The sequence below is a fragment of the Campylobacter sp. BCW_6468 genome, assembly GCF_001762865.1.
Classification (GTDB): Bacteria; Campylobacterota; Campylobacteria; order Campylobacterales; family Campylobacteraceae; genus Campylobacter_D; species Campylobacter_D jejuni.
The window spans coordinates 158,237-179,370 of sequence record NZ_MJXQ01000030.1 but is presented as its reverse complement, the minus strand read 5'-3'; the positions used below and the strand labels follow the sequence as shown (position 1 = coordinate 179,370).

The 21,134-nt window shown below is 30.6% G+C and carries 22 protein-coding genes, 2 tRNA genes and 2 pseudogenes; 18 read left to right on the top strand and 8 right to left on the bottom strand.

Going from position 1 to position 21,134, the window contains the following annotated elements; translation table 11 throughout:
* Positions 1–86: 86 nt before the first annotated feature.
* Positions 87–1,379, top strand: coding sequence for an SLC13 family permease (locus AJ889_RS03695; protein WP_074484738.1), 1,293 nt, complete (start codon positions 87–89; stop codon positions 1,377–1,379).
* A gap of 10 nt (positions 1,380–1,389) precedes the next feature.
* Entirely contained in the window at positions 1,390–2,187 is a 798-nt protein-coding gene (locus tag AJ889_RS03690; protein WP_002887670.1) for an amidohydrolase, read from the top strand.
* Here the strand turns inward: AJ889_RS03690 and AJ889_RS03685 are convergent.
* Together AJ889_RS03685 and AJ889_RS03680 are read right to left on the bottom strand one after the other, a co-directional pair.
* A complete protein-coding gene (locus tag AJ889_RS03685) occupies positions 2,184–3,269 on the bottom strand; it encodes an FUSC family protein (protein ID WP_032584712.1) in 1,086 nt (361 codons plus the stop codon). The genes AJ889_RS03690 and AJ889_RS03685 overlap by 4 nt on opposite strands.
* Positions 3,266–4,498, bottom strand: a complete 1,233-nt coding sequence (locus tag AJ889_RS03680) for a glutamate-5-semialdehyde dehydrogenase (protein WP_002887669.1) — start codon at positions 4,496–4,498, stop codon at positions 3,266–3,268. Before AJ889_RS03680 ends, AJ889_RS03685 begins: the two co-directional genes overlap by 4 nt.
* Positions 4,499–4,568: 70 nt before the next feature.
* Between AJ889_RS03680 and AJ889_RS03675 the strand changes: the two genes are divergently transcribed.
* Positions 4,569–5,504 carry an NAD(P)-binding domain-containing protein gene (locus AJ889_RS03675; RefSeq protein WP_002908986.1) on the top strand — a complete coding sequence of 312 codons (936 nt, stop codon included), beginning with the start codon at positions 4,569–4,571 and terminating at the stop codon, positions 5,502–5,504.
* Positions 5,505–5,684: 180 nt separating this feature from the next.
* Positions 5,685–7,013 carry an MATE family efflux transporter gene (locus AJ889_RS03670; protein ID WP_002935306.1) on the top strand — a complete coding sequence of 443 codons (1,329 nt, stop codon included), beginning with the start codon at positions 5,685–5,687 and terminating at the stop codon, positions 7,011–7,013.
* Between the two features lie 47 nt (positions 7,014–7,060).
* Here AJ889_RS03670 and AJ889_RS03665 read toward each other — a convergent pair whose 3' ends face one another.
* Complete coding sequence (locus tag AJ889_RS03665) at positions 7,061–7,990, bottom strand: DUF2860 domain-containing protein (protein WP_002859085.1); 930 nt, start codon at positions 7,988–7,990, stop codon at positions 7,061–7,063.
* Between the two features lie 153 nt (positions 7,991–8,143).
* Here AJ889_RS03665 and AJ889_RS03660 point away from each other — a divergent pair, with 153 nt between their 5' ends.
* The 9 genes and pseudogenes from AJ889_RS03660 to AJ889_RS03625 all read left to right on the top strand — a co-directional run bounded on the left by AJ889_RS03660 (position 8,144) and on the right by AJ889_RS03625 (position 14,023).
* On the top strand, positions 8,144–9,520 hold the full coding sequence (locus AJ889_RS03660) for a replicative DNA helicase (protein ID WP_032584709.1): 1,377 nt from the start codon (positions 8,144–8,146) through the stop codon (positions 9,518–9,520).
* Positions 9,521–9,582: 62 nt separating this feature from the next.
* On the top strand, positions 9,583–10,185 hold the full coding sequence (locus AJ889_RS03655; RefSeq protein ID WP_079254347.1) for a hypothetical protein: 603 nt from the start codon (positions 9,583–9,585) through the stop codon (positions 10,183–10,185).
* Positions 10,176–10,382 carry a hypothetical protein gene (locus AJ889_RS03650; protein ID WP_002935997.1) on the top strand — a complete coding sequence of 69 codons (207 nt, stop codon included), beginning with the start codon at positions 10,176–10,178 and terminating at the stop codon, positions 10,380–10,382. Before AJ889_RS03655 ends, AJ889_RS03650 begins: the two co-directional genes overlap by 10 nt.
* 78 nt (positions 10,383–10,460) lie before the next feature.
* Entirely contained in the window at positions 10,461–10,769 is a 309-nt protein-coding gene (locus AJ889_RS09635) for a GTPase (RefSeq protein WP_002935083.1), read from the top strand.
* A 132-nt stretch (positions 10,770–10,901) separates the two neighbouring features.
* Complete coding sequence (locus AJ889_RS09630) at positions 10,902–11,579, top strand: YcjF family protein (RefSeq protein WP_224326892.1); 678 nt, start codon at positions 10,902–10,904, stop codon at positions 11,577–11,579.
* Between the two features lie 10 nt (positions 11,580–11,589).
* Entirely contained in the window at positions 11,590–11,760 is a 171-nt protein-coding gene (locus AJ889_RS09415) for a hypothetical protein (protein ID WP_002859946.1), read from the top strand.
* Between the two features lie 13 nt (positions 11,761–11,773).
* Positions 11,774–12,079 carry a hypothetical protein gene (locus AJ889_RS03635; protein WP_002859947.1) on the top strand — a complete coding sequence of 102 codons (306 nt, stop codon included), beginning with the start codon at positions 11,774–11,776 and terminating at the stop codon, positions 12,077–12,079.
* An 8-nt stretch (positions 12,080–12,087) separates the two neighbouring features.
* Entirely contained in the window at positions 12,088–13,155 is a 1,068-nt protein-coding gene (locus AJ889_RS03630; RefSeq protein ID WP_002867693.1) for an HP0729 family protein, read from the top strand.
* Positions 13,152–14,023 (top strand): annotated as a pseudogene (locus AJ889_RS03625) (helix-turn-helix transcriptional regulator). The gene AJ889_RS03630 and the pseudogene AJ889_RS03625 overlap by 4 nt, the downstream one beginning before the upstream one ends.
* A gap of 21 nt (positions 14,024–14,044) precedes the next feature.
* On the opposite strand, the gene AJ889_RS03620 reads toward AJ889_RS03625, so the two are convergent.
* Together AJ889_RS03620 and AJ889_RS03615 are read right to left on the bottom strand one after the other, a co-directional pair.
* A tRNA-Met gene (locus AJ889_RS03620) sits at positions 14,045–14,120 on the bottom strand.
* 33 nt (positions 14,121–14,153) lie between these two features.
* Positions 14,154–14,228, bottom strand: a tRNA-Gln gene (locus AJ889_RS03615).
* Between the two features lie 92 nt (positions 14,229–14,320).
* On the opposite strand from AJ889_RS03615, the gene AJ889_RS03610 reads away from it, so the two are divergent.
* The 5 genes from AJ889_RS03610 to lpxD are packed head-to-tail and all read left to right on the top strand — an operon-like array spanning position 14,321 to position 18,936.
* Positions 14,321–15,340 (top strand): bifunctional 3,4-dihydroxy-2-butanone 4-phosphate synthase/GTP cyclohydrolase II, encoded by a 1,020-nt coding sequence (locus AJ889_RS03610; protein WP_002935089.1) that lies wholly within the window; start codon positions 14,321–14,323, stop codon positions 15,338–15,340.
* An 11-nt stretch (positions 15,341–15,351) separates the two neighbouring features.
* Entirely contained in the window at positions 15,352–15,795 is a 444-nt protein-coding gene (locus tag AJ889_RS03605; RefSeq protein ID WP_002852081.1) for a GatB/YqeY domain-containing protein, read from the top strand.
* 17 nt (positions 15,796–15,812) lie between these two features.
* Positions 15,813–17,513: an acetolactate synthase large subunit gene (locus tag AJ889_RS03600; RefSeq protein ID WP_002887659.1), complete on the top strand. Its 1,701-nt coding sequence runs from the start codon at positions 15,813–15,815 to the stop codon at positions 17,511–17,513.
* Positions 17,510–17,974: an acetolactate synthase small subunit gene (gene ilvN, locus AJ889_RS03595; RefSeq protein ID WP_002852211.1), complete on the top strand. Its 465-nt coding sequence runs from the start codon at positions 17,510–17,512 to the stop codon at positions 17,972–17,974. Before AJ889_RS03600 ends, ilvN begins: the two co-directional genes overlap by 4 nt.
* A complete protein-coding gene (lpxD, locus tag AJ889_RS03590) occupies positions 17,971–18,936 on the top strand; it encodes a UDP-3-O-(3-hydroxymyristoyl)glucosamine N-acyltransferase (RefSeq protein WP_002852180.1) in 966 nt (321 codons plus the stop codon). Before ilvN ends, lpxD begins: the two co-directional genes overlap by 4 nt.
* On the opposite strand, the gene queA is transcribed toward lpxD, so the two are convergent.
* The 3 genes and pseudogenes from queA to tatB all read right to left on the bottom strand — a co-directional run bounded on the left by queA (position 18,925) and on the right by tatB (position 21,091).
* A complete protein-coding gene (queA, locus tag AJ889_RS03585; RefSeq protein WP_002935090.1) occupies positions 18,925–19,953 on the bottom strand; it encodes a tRNA preQ1(34) S-adenosylmethionine ribosyltransferase-isomerase QueA in 1,029 nt (342 codons plus the stop codon). The two genes, lpxD and queA, sit on opposite strands and share 12 nt — an antisense overlap.
* Positions 19,946–20,683, bottom strand: coding sequence for a twin-arginine translocase subunit TatC (gene tatC, locus AJ889_RS03580; protein ID WP_002856930.1), 738 nt, complete (start codon positions 20,681–20,683; stop codon positions 19,946–19,948). Before tatC ends, queA begins: the two co-directional genes overlap by 8 nt.
* Positions 20,676–21,091 (bottom strand): annotated as a pseudogene (tatB, locus tag AJ889_RS03575) (Sec-independent protein translocase protein TatB). Before tatB ends, tatC begins: the two are co-directional and overlap by 8 nt.
* Positions 21,092–21,134 lie beyond the last annotated feature (43 nt).

Below are 21,134 nucleotides of genomic sequence, written 5' to 3'. Positions count from 1 at the left end.
AATAGATATTTTTTAAATTTAGATTTTGTTTTTATGCTTTGAAAAATATATTTTTTGATATTATAAGCTCTATAATATTTTAAAGGATGATAATGGTTTTTTTAATCATCTCTAGTATTATAGTGGCTATTATTTTGGGCTATATTACTAGACATAATGTTGGAATTTTTGCTATGATTTTTGCTTATATTATAGGAGCTTTTTTTATGGATTTAGCTCCTAAAAAAATCATAGCTTTTTGGCCTATTTCTATATTTTTTGTTATTTTTGCTGTCTCATTGTTTTATAATTTTGCAACCGTAAATGGAACTCTTGAAAAATTAGCTGGACATTTGATGTATCGTTTTGCTAATCATCCTTATTTGCTTCCTTTTGTTATTTTTGTGGTTAGTGCTATTATAGCTGCTTTAGGAGCAGGTTTTTATACAGTTTTAGCTTTTATGGCACCACTTACTTTTTTACTTTGCGATAAAATCGGTTTAAGCAAAATTGCTGGAGCTATGGCTATAAATTATGGTGCTTTGGGAGGAGCAAATTTTATGACTTCTCAAAGCGGGATTATTTTTCGAGGATTGATGGAAAATTCAGGCATTGAAGCAAATGAAGCTTTTGTAAATTCTAGTATTATTTTTGCTTTTACTATAATCTTGCCTATTGTGGTATTATCTTTTTTTGTGTTTAATGCTTTTAAAAATAATATAAAAATTAGTGTTATTTTAAAACCTGATCCATTTGATTATAAACAAAAAACTACTTTAATTCTCATGTTTATGATGATTGTTGTTGTTTTAATCTTTCCTGTGCTAAATATTATTTTTCCACATAATGAGACAATTAGTTATTTTAATAAAAAAATAGATATAGCCATGATAGCCATGATTTTTGTTGCCATTGCTTTATTTTTAAAATTAGCTGATGAGAAACAAGTTGTTGCTTTAATTCCTTGGGGAACCTTGATAATGATTTGTGGAGTAGGGATGTTAATTAGCATAGCAGTTGAAGCAGGGGTTATAAAATTATTTTCAGATCTTGTAGAAAATGAGATCAATGTGATTTTTATTCCGTTAATAATGTGTGCTATTGCAGCTTTTATGTCGCTTTTTTCAAGTACTTTGGGTGTGGTTACTCCAGCGCTTTTTCCTATAGTTCCAAGTATTGCTGCAAGCAGTGGATTAAGCGAGGCATTGCTTTTTTCTTGTATTGTTGTAGGGGCTCAAGCTTCTGCTATTTCTCCTTTTTCTTCTGGAGGAAGTCTAATTTTAGGATCTTGTCCTGACAAATATAAGGAAAAATTATTTAAAGATTTACTTATTAAAGCTGTGCCTATAGGATTTATAGCGGCGATTTTAGCCACTATTATAATGAGTTTTATTTTATAAGGATAATTTAATGAAGATTGATACTCATGCACATATATTTTTGAAAAAGTTAAATACGGTTGCAAATGCAAGATATAAACCTGATTATGACGCTAGTTTTAAAGATTATAAGGCAAATTTAGATCATTATGATTTTGATAAAGGGATTTTAGTTCAGCCAAGTTTTTTAGGTGTTGATAATGAATTTTTACTTCAGAGTATCGAAAAAGATGAAAATATAAAAGCTATAGTTGTGGTTGATGAAAATATTAAATTTGATGAGCTTAAAAAACTAAAAGAAAGAAAAGCTTGTGGAGTTAGATTAAATTTAATTGGCAAAGAATTGCCAAATTTTAAAAGTATGGTTTGGACTCAATTTTTTGAAAATTTAAGTAAGCTTAAAATGCAAATAGAAATTCAAAGAGATTTAGATAATAATCTTGTTGATATTGTTGAAAATTTAATTCCTTATGGTTGTAATATTGTTATCGATCATTTAGCAAGAGCTAATGCAAACTTAACAAATTTAGAGGATTTAATTTGCTTAAAAAACTCTAGAATATTTTTTAAAATTAGCGGTTTTTATAGAGCAAAAATAGATTATGCTAATAATGAACAAGCTGTAAAATTTGCAAAGAAAATATATGAAATTTTAAAAGAACATTTTCCACTTAGCAATTTTGTTTTTGGAAGCGATTGGCCACATACAAATTTTGAATCAAATGTTAATTTTTCATCGGCTCTAGTAGCTTTTAATGAAGTTGTCGTATCTAAAAAAGAACAAGAGCAAATTTTAGGGGATAATGCTTGTGCTTTATTTGGCTTTTAAGCTTTTTGTTTTATCCTAAAGATGTATTTTGCAATGCGTTCAAAATGCACTCTTAGATAAGGTTTGTAAATCACAAAACCACCTAAAAGCCCTAAAATGCTTCCTATTACAACATCAATTAAACGAGCGAGTATTAATTTATCTGCATTTTCACTCATAAAATTAGCTGCTTCCGAAAGATAAGTAGCATAAGGAGTAAAGAAAATCATAGCTAAAGCATAGTTTCGATTGACTAAAAATTGTCCTATAAAAAACAAAGACATCATAAGTAAAATAAGCTCTATATCGTGAAATTGTTTAGATAAAAGCCACCATGCAAAACATACTCCTAAGGCCGTTCCTATGATGCGTTGAATTTGTTTAATCCATATAGAATTTAAAGTTACACCTTGCATAATAGCTGTACAAGAAATGGCTATCCAATAACTTCTTTCAAGTTCTAAAAAAGTTCCTATAAATATAGAAAAAGCCACAAAAGAACCCATGATCAAAGAATCCACAAAAACTGCATCAAAACCTATGTATTCTCTAGGTGGAATTTCGCTAGGTAAAGCATTTTTAAATCCATAAATCACAACGATAGAATATAACAAAGCCATTAAATTAGCTACCATTGCTCCAAGAAAAACAAGACCTACTAAAAAGATAAAATCCTTAGCTTCAAAAGGAGAATAGGCTCCTAAAACACAAGAAAATACAAAGAAAAAATATCCAGGTGCACCAATGTTATAGTATCTAATTAAAATAGAACTTCCCATGGCCATAATTCCTATAGGGATGAAGGCAAAAATTGCAGGCAAAAAATGAGTTAAAATTCCTAAGAAAAAACTAGAAACTATGCCAAAAGAACAGCACATCACAACAGCCATTCTATGATATAAAGGAGTGTTTGGAACATATAAAAAAGACAAAGCTCCTGTCATGGCAATGAGTCCATAGTTTAATTTTCCAAAAAATACACTAAGCCCTAAAACTATACCTACGCCTAAAGCCGCAAAAAAAGGCATTTGCCAAACTTGTTCGCTTGAATTTAATTTAGCAATTTCTTTAAAGTGTTGCTTTAGTATTTCTATTTTATTCACTCTCGAATTTGTCCTTCCCCATTGATTATATATTTATAAGTGCAAATATCTTCAATCCCCATAGGACCTCTTGCATGCAATTTGCTGGTTGAAATTCCAACTTCTCCACCAAAGCCAAATTCTCCTCCATCGCTAAAACGCGTTGAAGCATTAGCATAAATACAAGATGAGTTTATAAGGCGTTGAAATTTAGCGATATTTGAAGCATCATTTGAGATAATGGTTTCAGAATGCAAGGAGCTGTGTTTATTGATATGCTCTATAGCTTCATCGCAATCTTTTACTAATTTTACACTTAAAGCAAAATCAAGCCATTCTGTATCAAAGGTATTTTCATTTGCTTTAAAAATTTCTAAATTTGAGTTGTTAAAATAAGCCAAAGCATTTTCATGGGCGTGAATTTTTACCTTAAATTTTTCAAATTCAGGTATTAAAAGACTTATAAAATTTTTAGCAATTTTTTCATGGATTAAAAGCGTTTCTAAAGCGTTACAAACACTTACTCTTTGACACTTTGCATTAAGGATTATTTTTAAAGCCATATCTAAGTTAGCACTTTGATCTACAAAAGCATGACACAAGCCTTTATTTTGCTTAATGAGAGGAATTTTGGTATTGTTTGCAATTTCTTGTATCATATTTGAACTTCCGCGAGGTATGATCACATCGATTAAATCATCAAAGGCTAGAATTTGCAAGATTTCATCTCTTTGGGTAAACATAGCAAAACAATCTTGCAAATCAAATTCCTTAAGTACTTTATTAACAAGAGTAAATATAGCCTCATTTGTAAATTTTGCTTCACTTCCGCCTTTAAATACACAAGCATTGGAACTTTTTATCATTAAAGCTGCGATTTCAGCGCTAAGACTAGGCCTTGCTTCGTAAATAACACAAATGAGTCCTAAAGGAATGCTTATTTTTTGTATGTTTAAACCCGCATAATTTTTCCAGCCTTTAGAAATTTTGCCTATAGGATCTTCGATGTAAGCGATTTTTTCTAGGCCTTCGCAAAGAGCTAAAATACGTTTTTCATCTAACAAAAGCCTATCTTTCATTGCTCCGCTTTTTGTGAAATTTGCCATATCTTTTTTATTTGCTTCTAGGATAATTTTGAAATTTTCTCTTAAAATTTGAGCTAATTTTAGAATAATTTTTTCTTTATCTTTGGGCGTTAAGTTAAGTAGTTTTTGAGAATTTTTCTTAATATTTTCAAGCAAATTTCGCATTTTTAATCCTTTATTTACAAAAAACTTGATAAATTATACAAAAAAATTTAGAATTGAAAGGTAAATATAAATGAAAAAAATAGATTTAATTGTAGTAGGTGCAGGTCCAACAGGGATAGGCTGTGCAGTTGAAGCCAAGCTTAAAAACAAAGAAGTTTTGATACTAGAAAAATCAAATAACATTTGTCAAACTTTAATGCAATTTTATAAGGATGGCAAAAGAGTAGATAAAGCTTATAAGGGATGCGAAGGAACCAATCACGGACATGTTCCTTTTGAAGATGGCACCAAAGAAAGCACTATAGAAACTTTTCAAAACGCTTTAAAAGAGCACAATATAGAAGTTGAATTTGGTTTTGAAGTTGAGAGCGTTAAAAATGAAAATGGAGTTTTTTTAGTAAGTACAGCTAAAGGTGTTTATGAGTGTAAAAACATTATTGTTGCTATAGGTAGAATGGGTAAACCTAATAAACCTGATTACAAACTTCCTATGACTTTAACAAAAATCATTAATTTTAATGCCAATTCAGTTTTGGGAAATGAAAAAATTCTTGTTGTAGGTGGCGGAAATTCAGCAGCAGAATACGCTGTGGATTTGGCAAATTCAAATCAAGTTAGCCTTTGTTATCGTAAAAAAGAATTTACAAGATTAAATGATATAAATCTTAAAGATATTCACGAAGCTGGAAATTCGGGTAAGGTAGAGTTAAAATTAGGAATTGACATTAATGAAGTAGAAGATGATAATGGCAAAGCTAAAGTAAATTTTACCGATGGTACAAGCGATATTTATGATAGAATCATTTATGCTATTGGTGGTTCTACTCCACTTGATTTTTTACAAAAATGTGGGATTAATGTTGATGATAAAGGCGTGCCTTTAATGGATAAAAACAAACAAAGCAATGTTAAAGGCATCTTTGTAGCAGGAGATATTGCTACTAAAAATGGAGCAAGTATAGTTACAGGGTTAAATGACGCTGTGAAAATTCTTTCTGTGCTTTAAAATTTAGCCTTTGGGCTAAATTTTTATTTTAGTTTAATCTAGAAAATTCATATGCAAAATAAAATAAATATTAATAAACTTATTGCGAAATTACTTTATTTAAATTCTTACATACTAGGACTTGTGGCATTTTATTAGCGGTTTAAAATATTTTTAATTTTAAATATTTTAAGGATTATTATGTCAAGTATTTTTAGCACCTTAAGCCCTTTTAGGCTTTTTGTAAAATGTGCCGTGCCAAATGTTATAAGCATGGCTTTTATTTCTTTTTATTATATAGTTGATGGAATTTTTGTTGGAAAATATCTAGGAAGTGATGCTTTAGCGGCACTAGCCTTGATTATTCCCTTTATCATGATGTCTTTTGCTTTGGCTGATATGATAGCCATAGGATCAGCAGTGCAAATTTCTATGCATTTAGGTTTAGGCAAGAAGAATTTAGCTAGAAAGATATTTAGCTCAAGTATGTTGATTATCTTTATAATCTCTTGTTTTATCGGAATTTTAGAGTATTTTTTAGGACCTGTTTTGATTGATTGTTTAAATGTTAGCGATGAGATTAAAACGATGGCTAAAGAATGTATGTTTGTTTTTGCTTTGTTTGCGCCCTTTACTATGCTTTCTTTTGCTTTGGATAATTATTTAAGAATTTGCGGAAAAACTGCTTATAGTATGGTAATGAATGTGATTATAGCATTAAGCAATATAGTGCTTGATTATATTTTTATAGTCGAGTTGGGTTGGGGCTTATTTTCAGCTGCTCTTGCAACTTGTTTGGGGCTTGTTTTAGGTGGTATTTTTGGAATTTTTCCTTTCTTGTTTCAAAATTTAGAGCTTAAAATTTCAAGCCTATACATGAATTTAAAAATTTTTAAAAATATTCTTTATAACGGAAGCAGTGAGTTTTTTGGCAATATTTCAGGATCTTTATATAGTATTTTTGCAAATTTTGTTTTATTAAAAATTTCTGATACTCAAGCCGTGGCAGCCTTTTCTATAGTTTTATATATTGATAGTTTTATTATAATGCTTATTATTGCTATGGGTGATGCAATGCAGCCTGCGCTTAGTTACAACTATGCTAAAAAAGATTTTTCAAGAATCAAAGCTATTGTAAAAGTGGTATTTTTTGCAGGGGGATTTTTATCTTTATTCTCTATAGTACTTATATTGATATTTGGAGAAAATTTAATCATGCTTTTTACAAAAGAAAACAATCAAGAATTTAAAACTTTTGCTTATACAGCTTTGATGCTTTTTGCTTTTAATTATTTTTTTGCATGGTTTAATGTTCTAAGTGGTTCTTTTTTGACAGCTTTTAATAAGGCAAGCTTTTCTTTGGTTTTAAGTTTGGCGCAAAATTTATTTATACCTTTGTTTTTTCTTTTGTTTTTATCTTGTTTTATGGGTTTAAATGGAGTATGGCTAAGTCCATTTTTTGCTGAATTTTGTGTTTTGATTTTAGCTTGGATTTTTCTTAAAAGAATTTTTAAAGATCTATCTTTATAGGAGATAGATCTTTTTTAAATTTTATCAAAGGAGCTTTTTTATAATTTTTAGAATTTATATCCTATACCAGTTAGGACAATTTGATAGGTTTCATCATAAAATCCTATATCGCTATTTCTTTTTTCTATGCCATAATTTGCAAAACCATAAAGTCCGTTATAACCCAAAAATTGATTTTTAACAACTTTTAGATTAAGCTTAACTATATTACCATCTTGTTTTTTGTGGAAGATAGGATCAGTTCCTACTGCTTCATATTTGCTAAGATTTAAATTTGGAGTGAAGATGTAATCATTAGCAAAAGCCAAATTTGTTCCTATACTAAAACCATATCTTGAATAGCTTTGAGCTTTTCCGTCTGCATCATTGTAATCATAATTTAGTCCTAGGTTTAATAAGCTATAATTATAGTTTAATTCAATTTCGTGATAATATCCCTCCCTTTTTAAAGAGCTTTGTGCGATAGTGTCTTTATCATATTTGTTTTTGCTAAATAAATATGAAGTGGTAAATTTCCCAAAATCACTTTCATAAAGTTGAGAGATTTTAAAACCATATCTATCAACATCAGTTTCTTCTCTATTTCCTATTACATAAGGATTTGCATAAGCTTTTTCTCTTAAAGAGGAAATTACAGAAAAAGAAGTGCTAAAACGCTCTAAATAAGCTCTTTCGTAGCCTAAAGCTATACCGCTGATATCTCTTCCATTGTAGTTTTTAATAAAAATTCTATCATTATCTATAAGATTACCATAGTAAAGTTCTGCACCGATAAAAGGAATGAAAGAGGAGTCTGAATTATCAGCATTGTGACTGCTTAGATAATCGCTGTTTGCCAAGGTTGAAATATTACTTTTAATATCCCTTGCACCCACACCTATGCTTAAATTTCCACTAAAACCTTCTTGAAATTCTACAGCCGTAGCTGATTGGGTTAAAATGGAGGCTAAAACACAGGAAAATAAATATTTTTTCAAATGTTCTCCTTGAAATGTTTGTTGTTTGTAATTAAATTACATTTATAATTGTAACTAATATTACATTAAATATTTATAAAAAAATTAAGTTTTATAATTTAAGTTTTTTTAGATAGAATTTTTAGAATTAATTTATATTTATAAGGAAATTTAGTGCAGCAAGAGTATTATGACTTGGATTTAGAACGAGCTATTTTAAGCAGTTGTATCATGAGTGAAGAAGCTTATACTAGTATAGCAGGTGATATTAGCCCAAAAGATTTTAGTCTTAAAGCTCACCAAGATATTTTTAAAGCGGTTATAGCTTGTAGTAATAACAAAGAGCCCATTTCTGTAAGTTTTTTAAGAAAACATAAAAAAATAGATGAGCAAATTTTAGCAGAAATTCTTGCCACTCCTTCTATGATAGATTTGCCTGCTTATGTAAATGAACTTCACGAAAAGTCCGTAAAAAGACAACTCTTGAGTTTTGCACATCTTTTGCCAACTCGTATCAATGAAGATCGTGCTGTAAGTGAAATCGCAGATGAAATTGGTAAAGAAATTTTTAGCATTACAAATCGTGTGAATTCTAGAGATATTAAAGATGTTGATATGGTAATATCAGAACTTTTTGAAGAATTTAAAAAGCAAAAAACTTTAGAAAATAAAGGTATTATAGGGCTTGATACAGGTTTTGAAGGTCTAAATAAAATGACAAAAGGCTTTAAAGGGGGTGAACTTATAATAATCGCCGCGCGTCCAGGTATGGGAAAGACAACTCTTTGTTTAAATTTCATTGATAAGGTTTTAAGACAAAAAAAAGGCGTGGCTTTATTTTCTCTTGAAATGCCTGCAACTCAAATCATGCAAAGAATGCTATCTTCTAAAACTTCTATTCCTTTGCAAAAAATTTTAACTGCAGATTTAAACGATGATGAATGGGAGCGTTTAGGAGATGCTTGCAATGATTATAGTCAAAAGAAATTATATATTTACGATAGTGGTTATGCAACTATTGCTGATGTAAGGGCTATTTTAAGGCGTTTAAAATCTCAAGATGAAAGTATAGGACTTTGTGTGATTGACTATATAGGGCTTATGATGAGTAATTCAAATTTTAATGATAGACATTTGCAAGTTAGTGAAATTTCAAGAGGACTTAAGCTTTTGGCTAGGGAGCTTGATATGCCTATTATCGCACTTTCACAACTTAATCGTGGCTTAGAGCAAAGGGCAAATAAGCGTCCTTTGATGAGTGATTTGCGAGAAAGTGGAGCTATAGAGCAAGATGCGGATGCTATTTTGTTTGTATATCGCGATGAGGTTTATAGAGAACAAGAAGAAAAAGAAAGAGAGAATAAAGCTAAAGCCGAAGGCAAAGCTTATCAAAGGCTTTTTATACCAAATCCTATGCAAGAAAATGCTGAAATTATTGTTGGAAAAAATAGAAATGGACCTGTTGGAACTATAGAAGTTGTATTTTTAAAAGAAAAATCTTGTTTTGTAGATAAACCTATAGGCTATGAAACTACTGAATTTACAGGCTAGCTTTAATAAAATAAGTTTTTAATATTTTAAAGTTATTTTTTACGACACAACCTGTCGCAAGGGTGTTTTATACTTTCTTTGTTATTTTAAAACAAGGAGAGAAAATGTTAAAACAAATCGCATTTGGTAGTATAGCTCTTACAGCTACAGGATATGGCATAAAAAAATTATACGAAAAATTATCCAAGCCAGAAAGAAAATTTGATACACATGCTATTGTTCCAAGCTGTAAAGATATGATCAATACCGAAGAATACAAACTCAAAAGAGAGCTTGAAATCGAACAAAAGAAAAATCAAATTCAAGAATTTCTTTGCGAATGTATGGAGTGTTATAGCGGCTTTTCAAAATATTTTAATTCTAAGGAATTTTTAGAATTTGAGCAAAATTTTACCTCTAAAAATAATCATAAAACAGAATTTCTTTTGTCGTCTTATAAAGATCAAATGATAAAAGTAATCGACTATGCTAAAAAATTTAAATGCTTGAGTGCTTTTTTGGAAACACAAAGCGAAAAAAATGACTTAGCGGTTGTAAAAATGATAAGTGAAAGTATGGAGAGAAAAACACAGAGATTTTATCTGCAAACAAAATTTCAAACTTTTCCTCAGTATATTTTTCCTTCTGTGTGGAGTTCTCCTATGTGGGATAAACAATGGGAATAATACTTGGAATTTTAAGCCTTATAGCTGGCTTTGTTGCCATAGTGTTGATGTGTGGTTTGTATTTTATAGCGTTTATGGTTTTTGTTGGCATAGCGATACTTATTTTTCTTTCTATGCAACCTTATCCTTATAATATAATATTTTATGCTATATATTTAATCACAATTTTAGCGCTAGTGCTATGGCGTAAAACTTAAAAATTTCACTTCCCCCTTGACTGGGGGGGGGGATTTGATAAAATACAAAGTTAAAAATTTTAAAAACAAGGAGAAAATATGGCAAATAATGAGTTTAATTTCAACAATGGATCTTTTTTTAACGAGATAATGACATCGTTTGAAAAAATCAAAAAAGAAGAACAAGAAAATAATAAGTTAAATGTTTTAATACTTGGAAAAACAGGTGCAGGAAAAAGTACTTTAATTAATACCGTATTTGGTGAAAAAGTAGCCAAAACAGGTAGCGGCTCTCCAATCACTGCTAATTTAAACAAATATGAAAAAGATGGACTTTGTATATATGATAGTAAAGGTCTTGAAATAAAAGATGACAAAGGTATTGATAACTTAAAACAATTTATCTAAGATCAAAAAGCAAAAGAACCTTCAGATCAAATTCATTTGGTATGGTTTTGTATTTGTGAAGCAAATCGAAGAATAGAACCACAAGAAAAAGAATTAATAAAATTTTTAAAATCTGAAAAATTTTGTACAATATTGGTTATCACTAAAGCTCAACAAGATAAAGATGAAAATGGTTGTAGTTTTAAGGATATTGTTAAAAAAGAGCTTGAATTAGATGATGAAAAAATAGAAAGAGTAAGAGCTATAGCAATTGAAGATGATGAAGGAAATGTTAAAAAACTTTTAGGTATTAAAGAGTTAGTCAATAAAACTTATTGTTTTTTAAATGAAGGACAAAAAAATGCTTTTGCAAGAAAACAACAATATGATAAAGATTTAAAAAGAGAAGCTTGCAAAGAAAAGGCTCAAGATAAGATTAAATATTATGCAGGATTATCTTCAACTGTAGCATTATCTCCTATACCTTTTTCTGACTTTCCTCTTATTGCAACCAATCAACGTGCTATGATTTATCATATTAGTATGATTTACGAGCTTAATTTAAGCAGTAAAGATGATGCTTTAAAAATTTTAACAGCTTTACTTGCTACAGGTGTTACAGGATTTGCAGTCAAAACGCTTGCTACAGGTCTTATGAAATTTATTCCTGGTGTCAATTTTATAGGTGGAGCTATTAACGCAACAGTAGCCTACAACGCCACTAAAAAAATCGGAGAATTTTATATAGATTATTTAGATGAACATTTTGAAGATATGCAAAATGGAAAAAAACTTGATTTTGAATTTAAAAATTTATCAATAGAAAAATAAGCAATAAATCATGATTAAGCCTATTCCAAAATTTCAAAAATGTATAAAATGTGGCAAAAGTTTTTTAGCTAAACCTAAAAGCGATGCTTTAAATACTTTAGATTTTATATGTAGTGATTGCAAAGGCGAAAAAAGTGGATTTTTAAGTTCTTTGTTTGAAATTTTTAAACCAAAACACTAATCAAGGAAAAGAAATGTTTTCTAAGATTTTCTCATCTCTTAGTCTTGCAAATGCGTTTAAAGGCTTTTTATTTAAACGCATTTCAAGCCCTATGCAAAGTGCTCGTATTATCAGTATGGTTTTAGATATAAAAAATGCTTTTAATGACAGCAAAGATCAAGCAAGTAGTATTTGCAAAACTTTGGATTTGATAATAAATTTTAAAAAAGAACACCCGCAGGATTTTAACGAGTTGTTTGAAATTTTAAAAGATCTCATACAAGAATACGAGCAAAATCCTAATGAAATCAAGCAAAATCTCAAAGAAATCCTAAAATAAGGCAAAGCATGAACCACCTTTTAATCCTTTATAACCCCTACTATCAAGAAGATGTCATCAAGCAACATTTAAGCATTTTGCAAGAAAAATCCCAAGTTGCCTTTGGCAAAATCAAATCAAAGCTCAACGATCAAGAAAAGCAAAATTCCTTAGAAGAAATTTACCAAAGTACAAATGAAGAAAATTTCTTGCAACTCTTTTTAAGCGATTATGCTAATTTATTTGTCGCTAAGGTGATAAAAATTTCTAAAAATGTTGATGAAAGTTTGATTCCTAGTTATTATAAAGAAAAAAATTTAGAAGTGGAAGACTTTTTTATCATCAGTGATTTAAGAGAATTGGTCAGGGAAGATTTTAGTCTTTTAAGAGATAAATTTTTAGCCAATTTCATCACCCCAAACGATCACACTTATGCTATCTATGGTAATAATTACACCTATCCTTTGCCTGTGAGATTAAAAGAAGAGTGTTCTTATTTTTTAGGAGATGAAAAGCATTATCTAAGTGTGTATAAAAGCAAAGAATACCTAGCCATGCAAGAAAATTTCATACGCTTTGTTTTTGGCAAAAGGATTTTTTATCTCTTGCACCCTGATAGCATAAGCAATATCATTCATGCAGAATTAGAGCTTTTGCAAAGCGAAAACGATCTTTTAAATGATTTTACAAGCATTATAGTCAAATACTCCAAAACCTTAGAATATGAAATTTATGCTTTTGCCAAAAAAGTTCTTTTAAAAGCTTGTATGAAAGATCCTAGCCTTTATGATTTAACTTATAATGTCCAAAGCAAATCTTTTATACTTAAAGATTTTTTTACCCAAAAACCCAATCTTGGAAGTATTAAATTTCTACTCAGACATGAAAATATCCAATGTCATTTAGGAAAAAGTTTAACTCAATTTATCAATTATCCTTTTTCAAAAAGTCTTACTCTCATTCAAGAAATCCGCAATGAAGCCGTTCATGCAAAAGCCCCAAGTTTAAATGAAGTCAAAAAACTTAGAAATGAAATTTTAGGCATAGAAGGCGTAAGTTTGTTAAAAAGCATTTTAACTCACAAGGAAATTTCATGAAAGAATACGACAAATTAAGCATACGCTTGGTGCAGATTTTATCAAAATTTAACAATGGAGAAAGTCTAAGTGCCCAAGAGCTTGCACAAGAGTTTAATGTCGATACAAGAACCATACAAAGAGATCTTAACGAAAGACTTACTTTTATGCCTATTAAAAAAGAAAATGGAAGATATGTTTTAGAAAGCTTTGCTTTGGGAAAATTAAGCTTTAAAGACATACAGAATTTCGCCACCTTAAGCGGCATTGCTGAGCTTTATCCAAAACTCGATCAAGGCTTTATAGTCGATCTTTTAAGCCATAGGGTAAATAAAGTTTTGATGGTAAAAAACGAAGGTTTTCAAAAGGTGGATTATGAGCTTTTTAAAGATCTTAGTGTAGCTATACTCAAACACAATGTATTGAATTTTTCTACAAGGAAAAAGAACGCCAAATCAAACCTTACAAACTCATAAATTACAAAGGAATTTGGTATCTTTTAGGAGATGAAAACGATAAATTAAAACATTTTAATTTAGATAAAATTTCAAAACTTCGCACTAAAAATGAAAATTTTATTCCCAATGAAAAACTTCAAGAACAAATCCAAAATGATCCTAATATCTGGCTTGGAGAAAGCAAAGAAGTGATTTTAAAGCTTGATAAAAATGCTAAGGAATATTTTTTTAGAAAAGAAATACTAAGCAATTGTCAAATCATTGATGAAGATGAAACAAGCTATACTTTAAGCACTCAAGTTTCCTATGAAGATGAAATTTTACATTTGGTTAAACAGTGGATCCCCTATATAAAAATTCTAGCTCCTATAGAACTGAAAACACGGCTGGAGAATATTTTAAAAAGTTATTTAAACAATCTATCTAAATAAAATTTATTTTAAATCCATAACTGGTTGCGAAGGGGAGATTTGAACTCCCGACCTTCGGGTTATGAGCCCGACGAGCTAACCACTGCTCTACTTCGCGGCATATAAGATCTTTGAAATATAAAATAAGAAGTGGATGGGGTAAAGGGATTCGAACCCCTGAATGACAGGACCAAAACCTGTTGCCTTACCGCTTGGCGATACCCCAATAAATATTTTTTAAAAGTGTGATTATAATGAATTTTAATTTATTTGTCAAGCAATTTAAGTTATAATTTTAAAAATTTTAAGGAAATAAAAATGAAATTTGTTAGCGTAGAACAAGCGATTAAGGATTTACAAGCAGGAAAAATGCTTGTTATGGTAGATGCAGAAGATAGAGAAAATGAAGGCGATTTAATCTTTCCTGCGCAATTTAGTACTCAAGAAAAAGTAAATTTCATGATAAAAGAAGCTCGTGGTGTGGTTTGTGTAGCCTTAGATGAAGCTTTAGCAAAAAAATTTGAACTTCCTTTAATGGTGCCTAAAAATACTTCAAACCACGAAACTGCTTTTACTATAACTGTAGATGCAAAAGATGCTACAACGGGAGTTAGCGCCTATGAAAGAAATATGACTATACAAATTTTTGCCGATGATAATGCTAAGGCGAGTGATTTTGTAAGACCAGGGCATATCAATCCTTTAATCGCAAAAAAAGGTGGGGTTTTAGAACGCACAGGTCATACAGAAGGCACGGTTGATCTTTGTAAATTAGCAGGATTAAAAGGTGCTTGTGTGATTTGTGAAATTGTAAAAGATAATGGAGATATGGCAAGAAGAGAAGATCTAGAAATTTTTTGCCAAAAACATGATTTAAACATGATAGCCGTAAGCGATCTTATAGAATATCGCCTAAAACATGAAAGCCTTATTAAGCTTGAAGAAAAAAGTCAAAGTGTTTTAGCAGGCTTTAAAGCAGAAAAATTTATCTTTAGTGATCATAATCAAACCCAACACATAGCTTTTTGCTTTAAAGATATCAAAAAATGTGAAAATGTTAAATTTCATATCAGTGGTAGTGATTTTGAGCTTTTAACTTCAGATAAATTTTCAAAACTTTTAGAGCAAATCAAATTTCTTAGTGAAAATGGTGGCGTTATAGTTTTCATGCAAGGAGAAAAATCCAGTACTACTCAATACAAAAACTATGGTATAGGAGCACAGATTTTAAGATATTTTGGTATAGAAGAAATTAAACTTTTATCTCAAAGTTGTGATAAAGACTATATAGGCTTAGAAGGTTTTGGTTTAAATCTTAAAGCTTGTAATTTTAACTAAAAAGGAAAAAAATGACTTTAAAAGAACAAATTTTAAACGATATCAAAGAGGCAATGAAACAAAAAGATGATTTTAAAAGAGATAGTTTAAGAACTCTAAATGCAGCTTTTAAGCAAATAGAAGTGGATGAAAGAATAGAGTTGGATAATGAAAGAATTTATAAAATCATTGCAAGTGAAATCAAAAAACGCAAAGACGCAATCGAACTTTATCTTAAGGCAAATCGTGAAGATTTAGCACAAAAAGAACAAAATGAAATAAGTCTTTTTGAAATTTATCTGCCTAAACAACTAAGTGATGAGGAGTTAACTTTAGCCTTAAAACAACTTATAGAAGAATTGGGCGTAAGTTCACTAAAAGAACAAGGTTTGGTAATGAAAGAAGCTAAAATAAAATTAGGTGCGAGTGTTGATGGCAAAAGACTTAATTTAGCACTTAAAGAGCTTTTACAATAATTTTTTGGAGTGTTATTATGAAAGAGTTAAGCGGTTCGGCAATGATTTGCGAGGCTTTAAAAGAAGAAAATGTTAAAATTGTTTTTGGTTATCCTGGAGGCGCTGCGCTTAATATTTATGATGAAATTTACAATCAAAAGTATTTTAAACATATTTTAGTGCGTCATGAACAAGCGGCTTTGCATGCTGCTGATGCTTACGCAAGAATGAGCGGAGAAGTGGGCGTAGCTATAGTTACAAGCGGACCAGGTTTTACAAATACTATTACAGGTCTAGCTACGGCTTATAGCGATTCTATCCCTTTGGTGTTGATTTCAGGGCAGGTGGCAAATTCTCTTATTGGTACAGATGCTTTTCAAGAAATTGATGCAGTAGGCATTTCAAGACCTTGTGTAAAGCATAATTATTTAGTTACTTGTATAGAAGAGTTTCCACGCATTTTAAAAGAGGCTTTTTATATAGCAAGAAGTGGTAGACCTGGGCCTGTGCATATAGATGTGCCAAAAGACGTAAGTGCAACTTTGGGACTTTGGGAATACTCTAAAGAAATTTCCATGAAGACTTATAAGCCCGTTTATAAGGGTAACTCAAAGCAAATTAAAAAATTTGCAGAGCTTTTAAAAGAAGCAAAAAGACCTTTGTTTTACTTAGGTGGAGGTTGCATCAGTTCTAATGCAAGCGAGCAAATCAGAGAGCTTATAAAATTTACAAAAATTCCAGCAGTTGAAACTTTGATGGCGCTTGGAACTTTAAGAAGTGATGATGTTTTTAATCTTAAAATGGCAGGCATGCATGGAAGCTATGCTGCTAATATGGCTTTAAGTGAGTGTGATTTGCTTGTGAGTGTAGGAGCGAGATTTGATGATAGGATTACAGGAAAAACAAGTGAATTTGCTAAACATGCGACTATAGTTCATGTTGATATTGATCCTAGTTCTATTTCAAAGATTATCAATGCGCATTATCCTATAGTAGGAGATATTAAAGAAGTTCTTAAAGAGCTTTTAGAAGAGCTTAAAAAGGAAAATTTCAACACAACTTTTAAAGAATGGCACGAAACTTTAAAGCGTTATAATGAACTTTATCCGCTTTCTTATGAAGATAGCAATGAGATTTTAAAACCGCAATGGGTGATTGAAGAATGTGCAAAAATGGCTCCAGATGCAAGGATTATTACTGATGTGGGTCAGCATCAAATGTGGGTGGCACAGTTTTATCCTTTTAATTATCCAAGACAACTTGCAACAAGCGGAGGGCAAGGAACTATGGGATATTCTTTACCTGCTGCTTTGGGTGCAAAGCTTGCTGTGGGTGAAGAAGTGGTGATTAATTTCGTAGGCGATGGATCGGTTTTAATGAATATCCAAGAGCTTATGACTGCTTATGAGTATGGTATAAAAACTATAAATATTATTTTAAATAATGCCTTTTTAGGTATGGTAAGACAATGGCAAAGTATGTTTTATAAAGAGCATTTTTCACAAACTGATTTAAGCACTCAGCCTGATTTTATCAAAATAGCTCAAGGTTTTGGTTGTGAAGGTTATGAAATTTCAAACAAAGAAGAATTCATTCAAGCTTTTAGCCAAGCTTTAAAAAGTGATAAAACCTCTCTTTTAAATGTAAAAATTGATCGCTTTGAAGATGTTTTACCTATGGTGCCTGCAGGAGGTGCGATTTATAATATGATTTTACCAAAGGCAAAGGATAGACAATGAGAAGGGTTTTATCGGTAATTGTTTTAAATGAGCATGGGGTTTTATCTCGTATAGTAGGACTTTTTTCAGGAAGAGGTTATAATATTGACTCGCTTACAGTAGCACCTTTGGAAAATAAAGAATTTTCTCGTATTAATATAGTCACCTCAGGAAATGAAAGAACTTTTGAGCAGATAGTCAAACAACTTCATAAGCTCATTCCTACTTATAAAGTGATAGAAAGTGAAGAATTTATTGACAAAGAAATGGCTTTAGTGAAAATTCCTTTAAATGAAAATTTAGGTGGACTTGATGCCGTTTTGAAAGCTTATAATGGTACTATTGCAAATAGCAATGAGAATTTTTTGTTTTTAATGGTTGCTGATGATGCAAATCGCATTGATAATTTTTTAAAAACAATTAAAAAATACAATCCTAGTGATATAGTTCGCAGTGGATCTGTTTTGATGGAGATTAAATGAAATTAAGTGAAATAGCAGAATTTTTAAGCTTGGAATATAAAGGCGAGGATATAGAAATCAGTGCTTTAAATTCTTTATTGAAAGCAAATTTTACAGAGCTTACTTATTGTGATGGTGAGAAAAATACCAAAGATATACCTCACACAGGAGCTGCTGCTATTTTAGTATCTAAAGAATATGAAAATTTAGTACCTAAAGATACTAAAGCTTTGATTACTCAAAGTCCACATTTGAGTTTTGCTTTTTTAAGCAAGCTTTTTGCTAAACCTTTGATAAGCACAGCTAAAGAAAAAGTACAAAATATCGCAAAAAGCGCAAGAATCATGCCTAATGTTTATATAGGTGATAATGTAAATATCGGTGAAAATGTAATCATTATGGCGGGAGCTTATATAGGCGATAATGTCAGCATTGGTGATGAGAGTATTATCCATCCTAATGTAGTGATTTATAATGATACTAAAATCGGTAAAAAATGTCATTTGCTTGCCAATTGTGTAATAGGAAGCGATGGCTTTGGTTATGCGCACAATAAAAACGGCGAACATTATAAAATTTATCATAATGGCAATGTGGTTTTAGAAGATTTTGTAGAAGTGGGGGCTTGTACAACTATAGATAGAGCAGTTTTTGATAGTACTATTATCAAAGCAGGTACTAAGGTAGACAATCTAGTTCAAATCGGACATAATTGCAATATAGGTCAAAATTGTATCATTGTGGCACAAACTGGAATTTCAGGTTCAAGTGAGTTAGGACGCAATGTTATTATGGGTGGTCAAAGTGCAACGAGTGGACATTTAAAAATAGGCGATTTTAGTACTATAGCTGCAAGAGGCGGTGTGAGTAAAAATTTAGAAGGCGGGCGTGTTTATGGAGGTTTTCCTATCATGCTTCAAAAAGATTGGCTAAAACTTCAAGCTAAAATAGCAATAAATTTTAAAGAAAAATCACAAGATTAACATCGCATCGCCATAAGAGTAAAAGCGATATTTTTCTTTTATGGCGAGTTCATAAAGTTTTAAACACTGTTCTCTACCGATAAAAGCTGAAACTAGCATGATAAGAGTAGATTTTGGTAAATGAAAATTGGTTAAAAGATGATTTTGTCTTATAGGTGGATTTTGCGGGTGTAAAAAAAGATCACAAAAACCATTTTTTGTTTTAGTTCTTGCATAATATTCTATGGTTCTTGTTACTGTTGTTCCTACGCCTAAAATAGCTTGTTTAGAATCTATAATTTCACATGCTTGCTGCGGAATATTAAAAAATTCGCTATGCATTTTATGCTCTTGTATATTTTCGCATTCCACGCTTTTAAAGGTTCCAGCTCCTACATGTAAGGTTAAATGATAAATTTCGTGTTTTTTTCTTAAATTTTCAAGCATAGTCTCACTAAAATGTAAACTTGCAGTCGGAGCAGCCACTGCACCTAAATTTTTTGCAAAGATACTTTGATAATCTTTCAAATCACTTTTTTCATCCTCCCTTTTAATATAAGGAGGCAAGGGTATACGTCCTATCTTGTCAAGCAGGTTGTAAAGATTTGAGGTGTCTAAGGTTTTATCATTTTGAAAAAATTGAACTTTTCGAAGACCATCATTTAAAAGTTCTACAACGCGTACTTTTAAATCATCTTTAAAATATAAGATTTCATCTTTTTTAACACGCCCTTTAATTTGAGCTAGAAAAAGCGGATCGTGAGAATTTAAAAAAGGTTGATGCAAGAAAAGCTCTATTTTTCCTCCGCTTGCTTTATTGCCATAAATTCTTGCTTTAATAACTTTGGTATCATTGAAAAAAATCGCGCAGTTGGGTAAAAAGTCTTGTAAATTTTTAAAAGTAGTATGAAAAATTTCTTTGTTTTTGCGATCAAAAACCAAAAGCCTAGCATCTTCTTTTGGATTTGTAGGATAGTTGGCTATGAGTTCATTAGCTAGAGTGTAATCATAGCTTGAAAGAAGTAAGTCTTTATTCATCACTTTCTTTATCTTTTGGAGCAGGATTTACCTTTTGAACAATTAAAATAGAAAGTCCATAAAGTCCGCAAAGTGGTCCTGCCATTAAAAATTGAGATAAAACATCAGGTGGAGTCATAAAGGCTGAAAAAACAAAAATAACTAAAACAGCTATGCGAAAATGGCGTTTTAAAAAACTATCATCTATAAGTCCGATTTTAGCAAAGAAAAAGGCAATTACAGGCATTTCAAAAGCTAAGCCAAAAGCCACAACAACTTTCGTAAAAAAATCTACATAAGTTCCTATGGTAATCACAGGATTAAAATCTTCATTTAAACCAAAATTAATTAAAAATTTAAAAGCCAAAGGCACTACAACAAAATAGCAAAAACAAGCCCCCAAGGCAAACATAATGCTTGCAAAGCTAACAAAAGGCACCACAAGGCGTTTTTCATTATCATAAAGTCCTGGAGCTACAAATTTCCAAAATTGCCAAAAAATTACAGGTAGAGAAAAGATAAAGGCTGCAAAAAAACTAACCTTCATTGCGGTAAATAAGGCTTCTTGTACTTCAATTACATTCACATGTTTGGCTACTTCGGGTAAAACAGCTATAAGTGGAGCTTTTAAAATATCTAAGATATAGCTTCGTAGAGCAAAACATACAATAAACATAACTACAATGCAAGCAACGCTTATAAAAAGGCGTTTTCTAAGTTCTATTAAATGAGGTCTTAATTCTTCAAACATTTATTTTTCCGTTTTATCTTGTGTTTCTAATTTGCTAAGATTTGGTTTTTCCTCTGTATTTAAATTTTGTCCGCTAAGGTTATTTTTTACTTTATCATCTCTGCTATCAAAGGTTAAATCTACCTTTGTTTTATCTAAAATATCTCTTTTAAGGTCATCAAATTCTTCAAAACTGAGTTTTTTGCGTATATTTTCATTAGTGCTTGAAAATTCATCTTTGTATTTCTTAGCTTCTTCTTTTAAGTCATTGATGCGTATTTCTTTTTCTATGCTTGATTTTGCATCATCTATGTTGCGTTTTACAGCCTTTAGAATTTTTGCTATTTGCACTATAGCTTCTGGAAGTTTATCAGGCCCTAAGACTAAAATCGCTACAACTAAAATAACTATAATTTCACCAAAACTCATTAATCGTTACTCTTTGATTTGATATTTTAAATAAATATTTTAC

Coding starts and splice junctions, on each gene's coding strand:
- AJ889_RS03610 (WP_002935089.1), top strand. CDS start 14,321: ATGAAATTTGTTAGCGTAGAACAAGCGATTAAGGATTTACAAGCAGGA.
- AJ889_RS03630 (WP_002867693.1), top strand. CDS start 12,088: ATGAACCACCTTTTAATCCTTTATAACCCCTACTATCAAGAAGATGTC.
- AJ889_RS09635 (WP_002935083.1), top strand. CDS start 10,461: ATGGCAAATAATGAGTTTAATTTCAACAATGGATCTTTTTTTAACGAG.
- AJ889_RS03635 (WP_002859947.1), top strand. CDS start 11,774: ATGTTTTCTAAGATTTTCTCATCTCTTAGTCTTGCAAATGCGTTTAAA.
- AJ889_RS03675 (WP_002908986.1), top strand. CDS start 4,569: ATGAAAAAAATAGATTTAATTGTAGTAGGTGCAGGTCCAACAGGGATA.
- AJ889_RS03600 (WP_002887659.1), top strand. CDS start 15,813: ATGAAAGAGTTAAGCGGTTCGGCAATGATTTGCGAGGCTTTAAAAGAA.
- AJ889_RS03605 (WP_002852081.1), top strand. CDS start 15,352: ATGACTTTAAAAGAACAAATTTTAAACGATATCAAAGAGGCAATGAAA.
- AJ889_RS09415 (WP_002859946.1), top strand. CDS start 11,590: ATGATTAAGCCTATTCCAAAATTTCAAAAATGTATAAAATGTGGCAAA.
- queA (WP_002935090.1), bottom strand. CDS start 19,953: ATGAATAAAGACTTACTTCTTTCAAGCTATGATTACACTCTAGCTAAT.
- lpxD (WP_002852180.1), top strand. CDS start 17,971: ATGAAATTAAGTGAAATAGCAGAATTTTTAAGCTTGGAATATAAAGGC.
- AJ889_RS03670 (WP_002935306.1), top strand. CDS start 5,685: ATGTCAAGTATTTTTAGCACCTTAAGCCCTTTTAGGCTTTTTGTAAAA.
- tatC (WP_002856930.1), bottom strand. CDS start 20,683: ATGTTTGAAGAATTAAGACCTCATTTAATAGAACTTAGAAAACGCCTT.
- AJ889_RS03695 (WP_074484738.1), top strand. CDS start 87: ATGATAATGGTTTTTTTAATCATCTCTAGTATTATAGTGGCTATTATT.
- AJ889_RS03650 (WP_002935997.1), top strand. CDS start 10,176: ATGGGAATAATACTTGGAATTTTAAGCCTTATAGCTGGCTTTGTTGCC.
- ilvN (WP_002852211.1), top strand. CDS start 17,510: ATGAGAAGGGTTTTATCGGTAATTGTTTTAAATGAGCATGGGGTTTTA.
- AJ889_RS03690 (WP_002887670.1), top strand. CDS start 1,390: ATGAAGATTGATACTCATGCACATATATTTTTGAAAAAGTTAAATACG.
- AJ889_RS03680 (WP_002887669.1), bottom strand. CDS start 4,498: ATGCGAAATTTGCTTGAAAATATTAAGAAAAATTCTCAAAAACTACTT.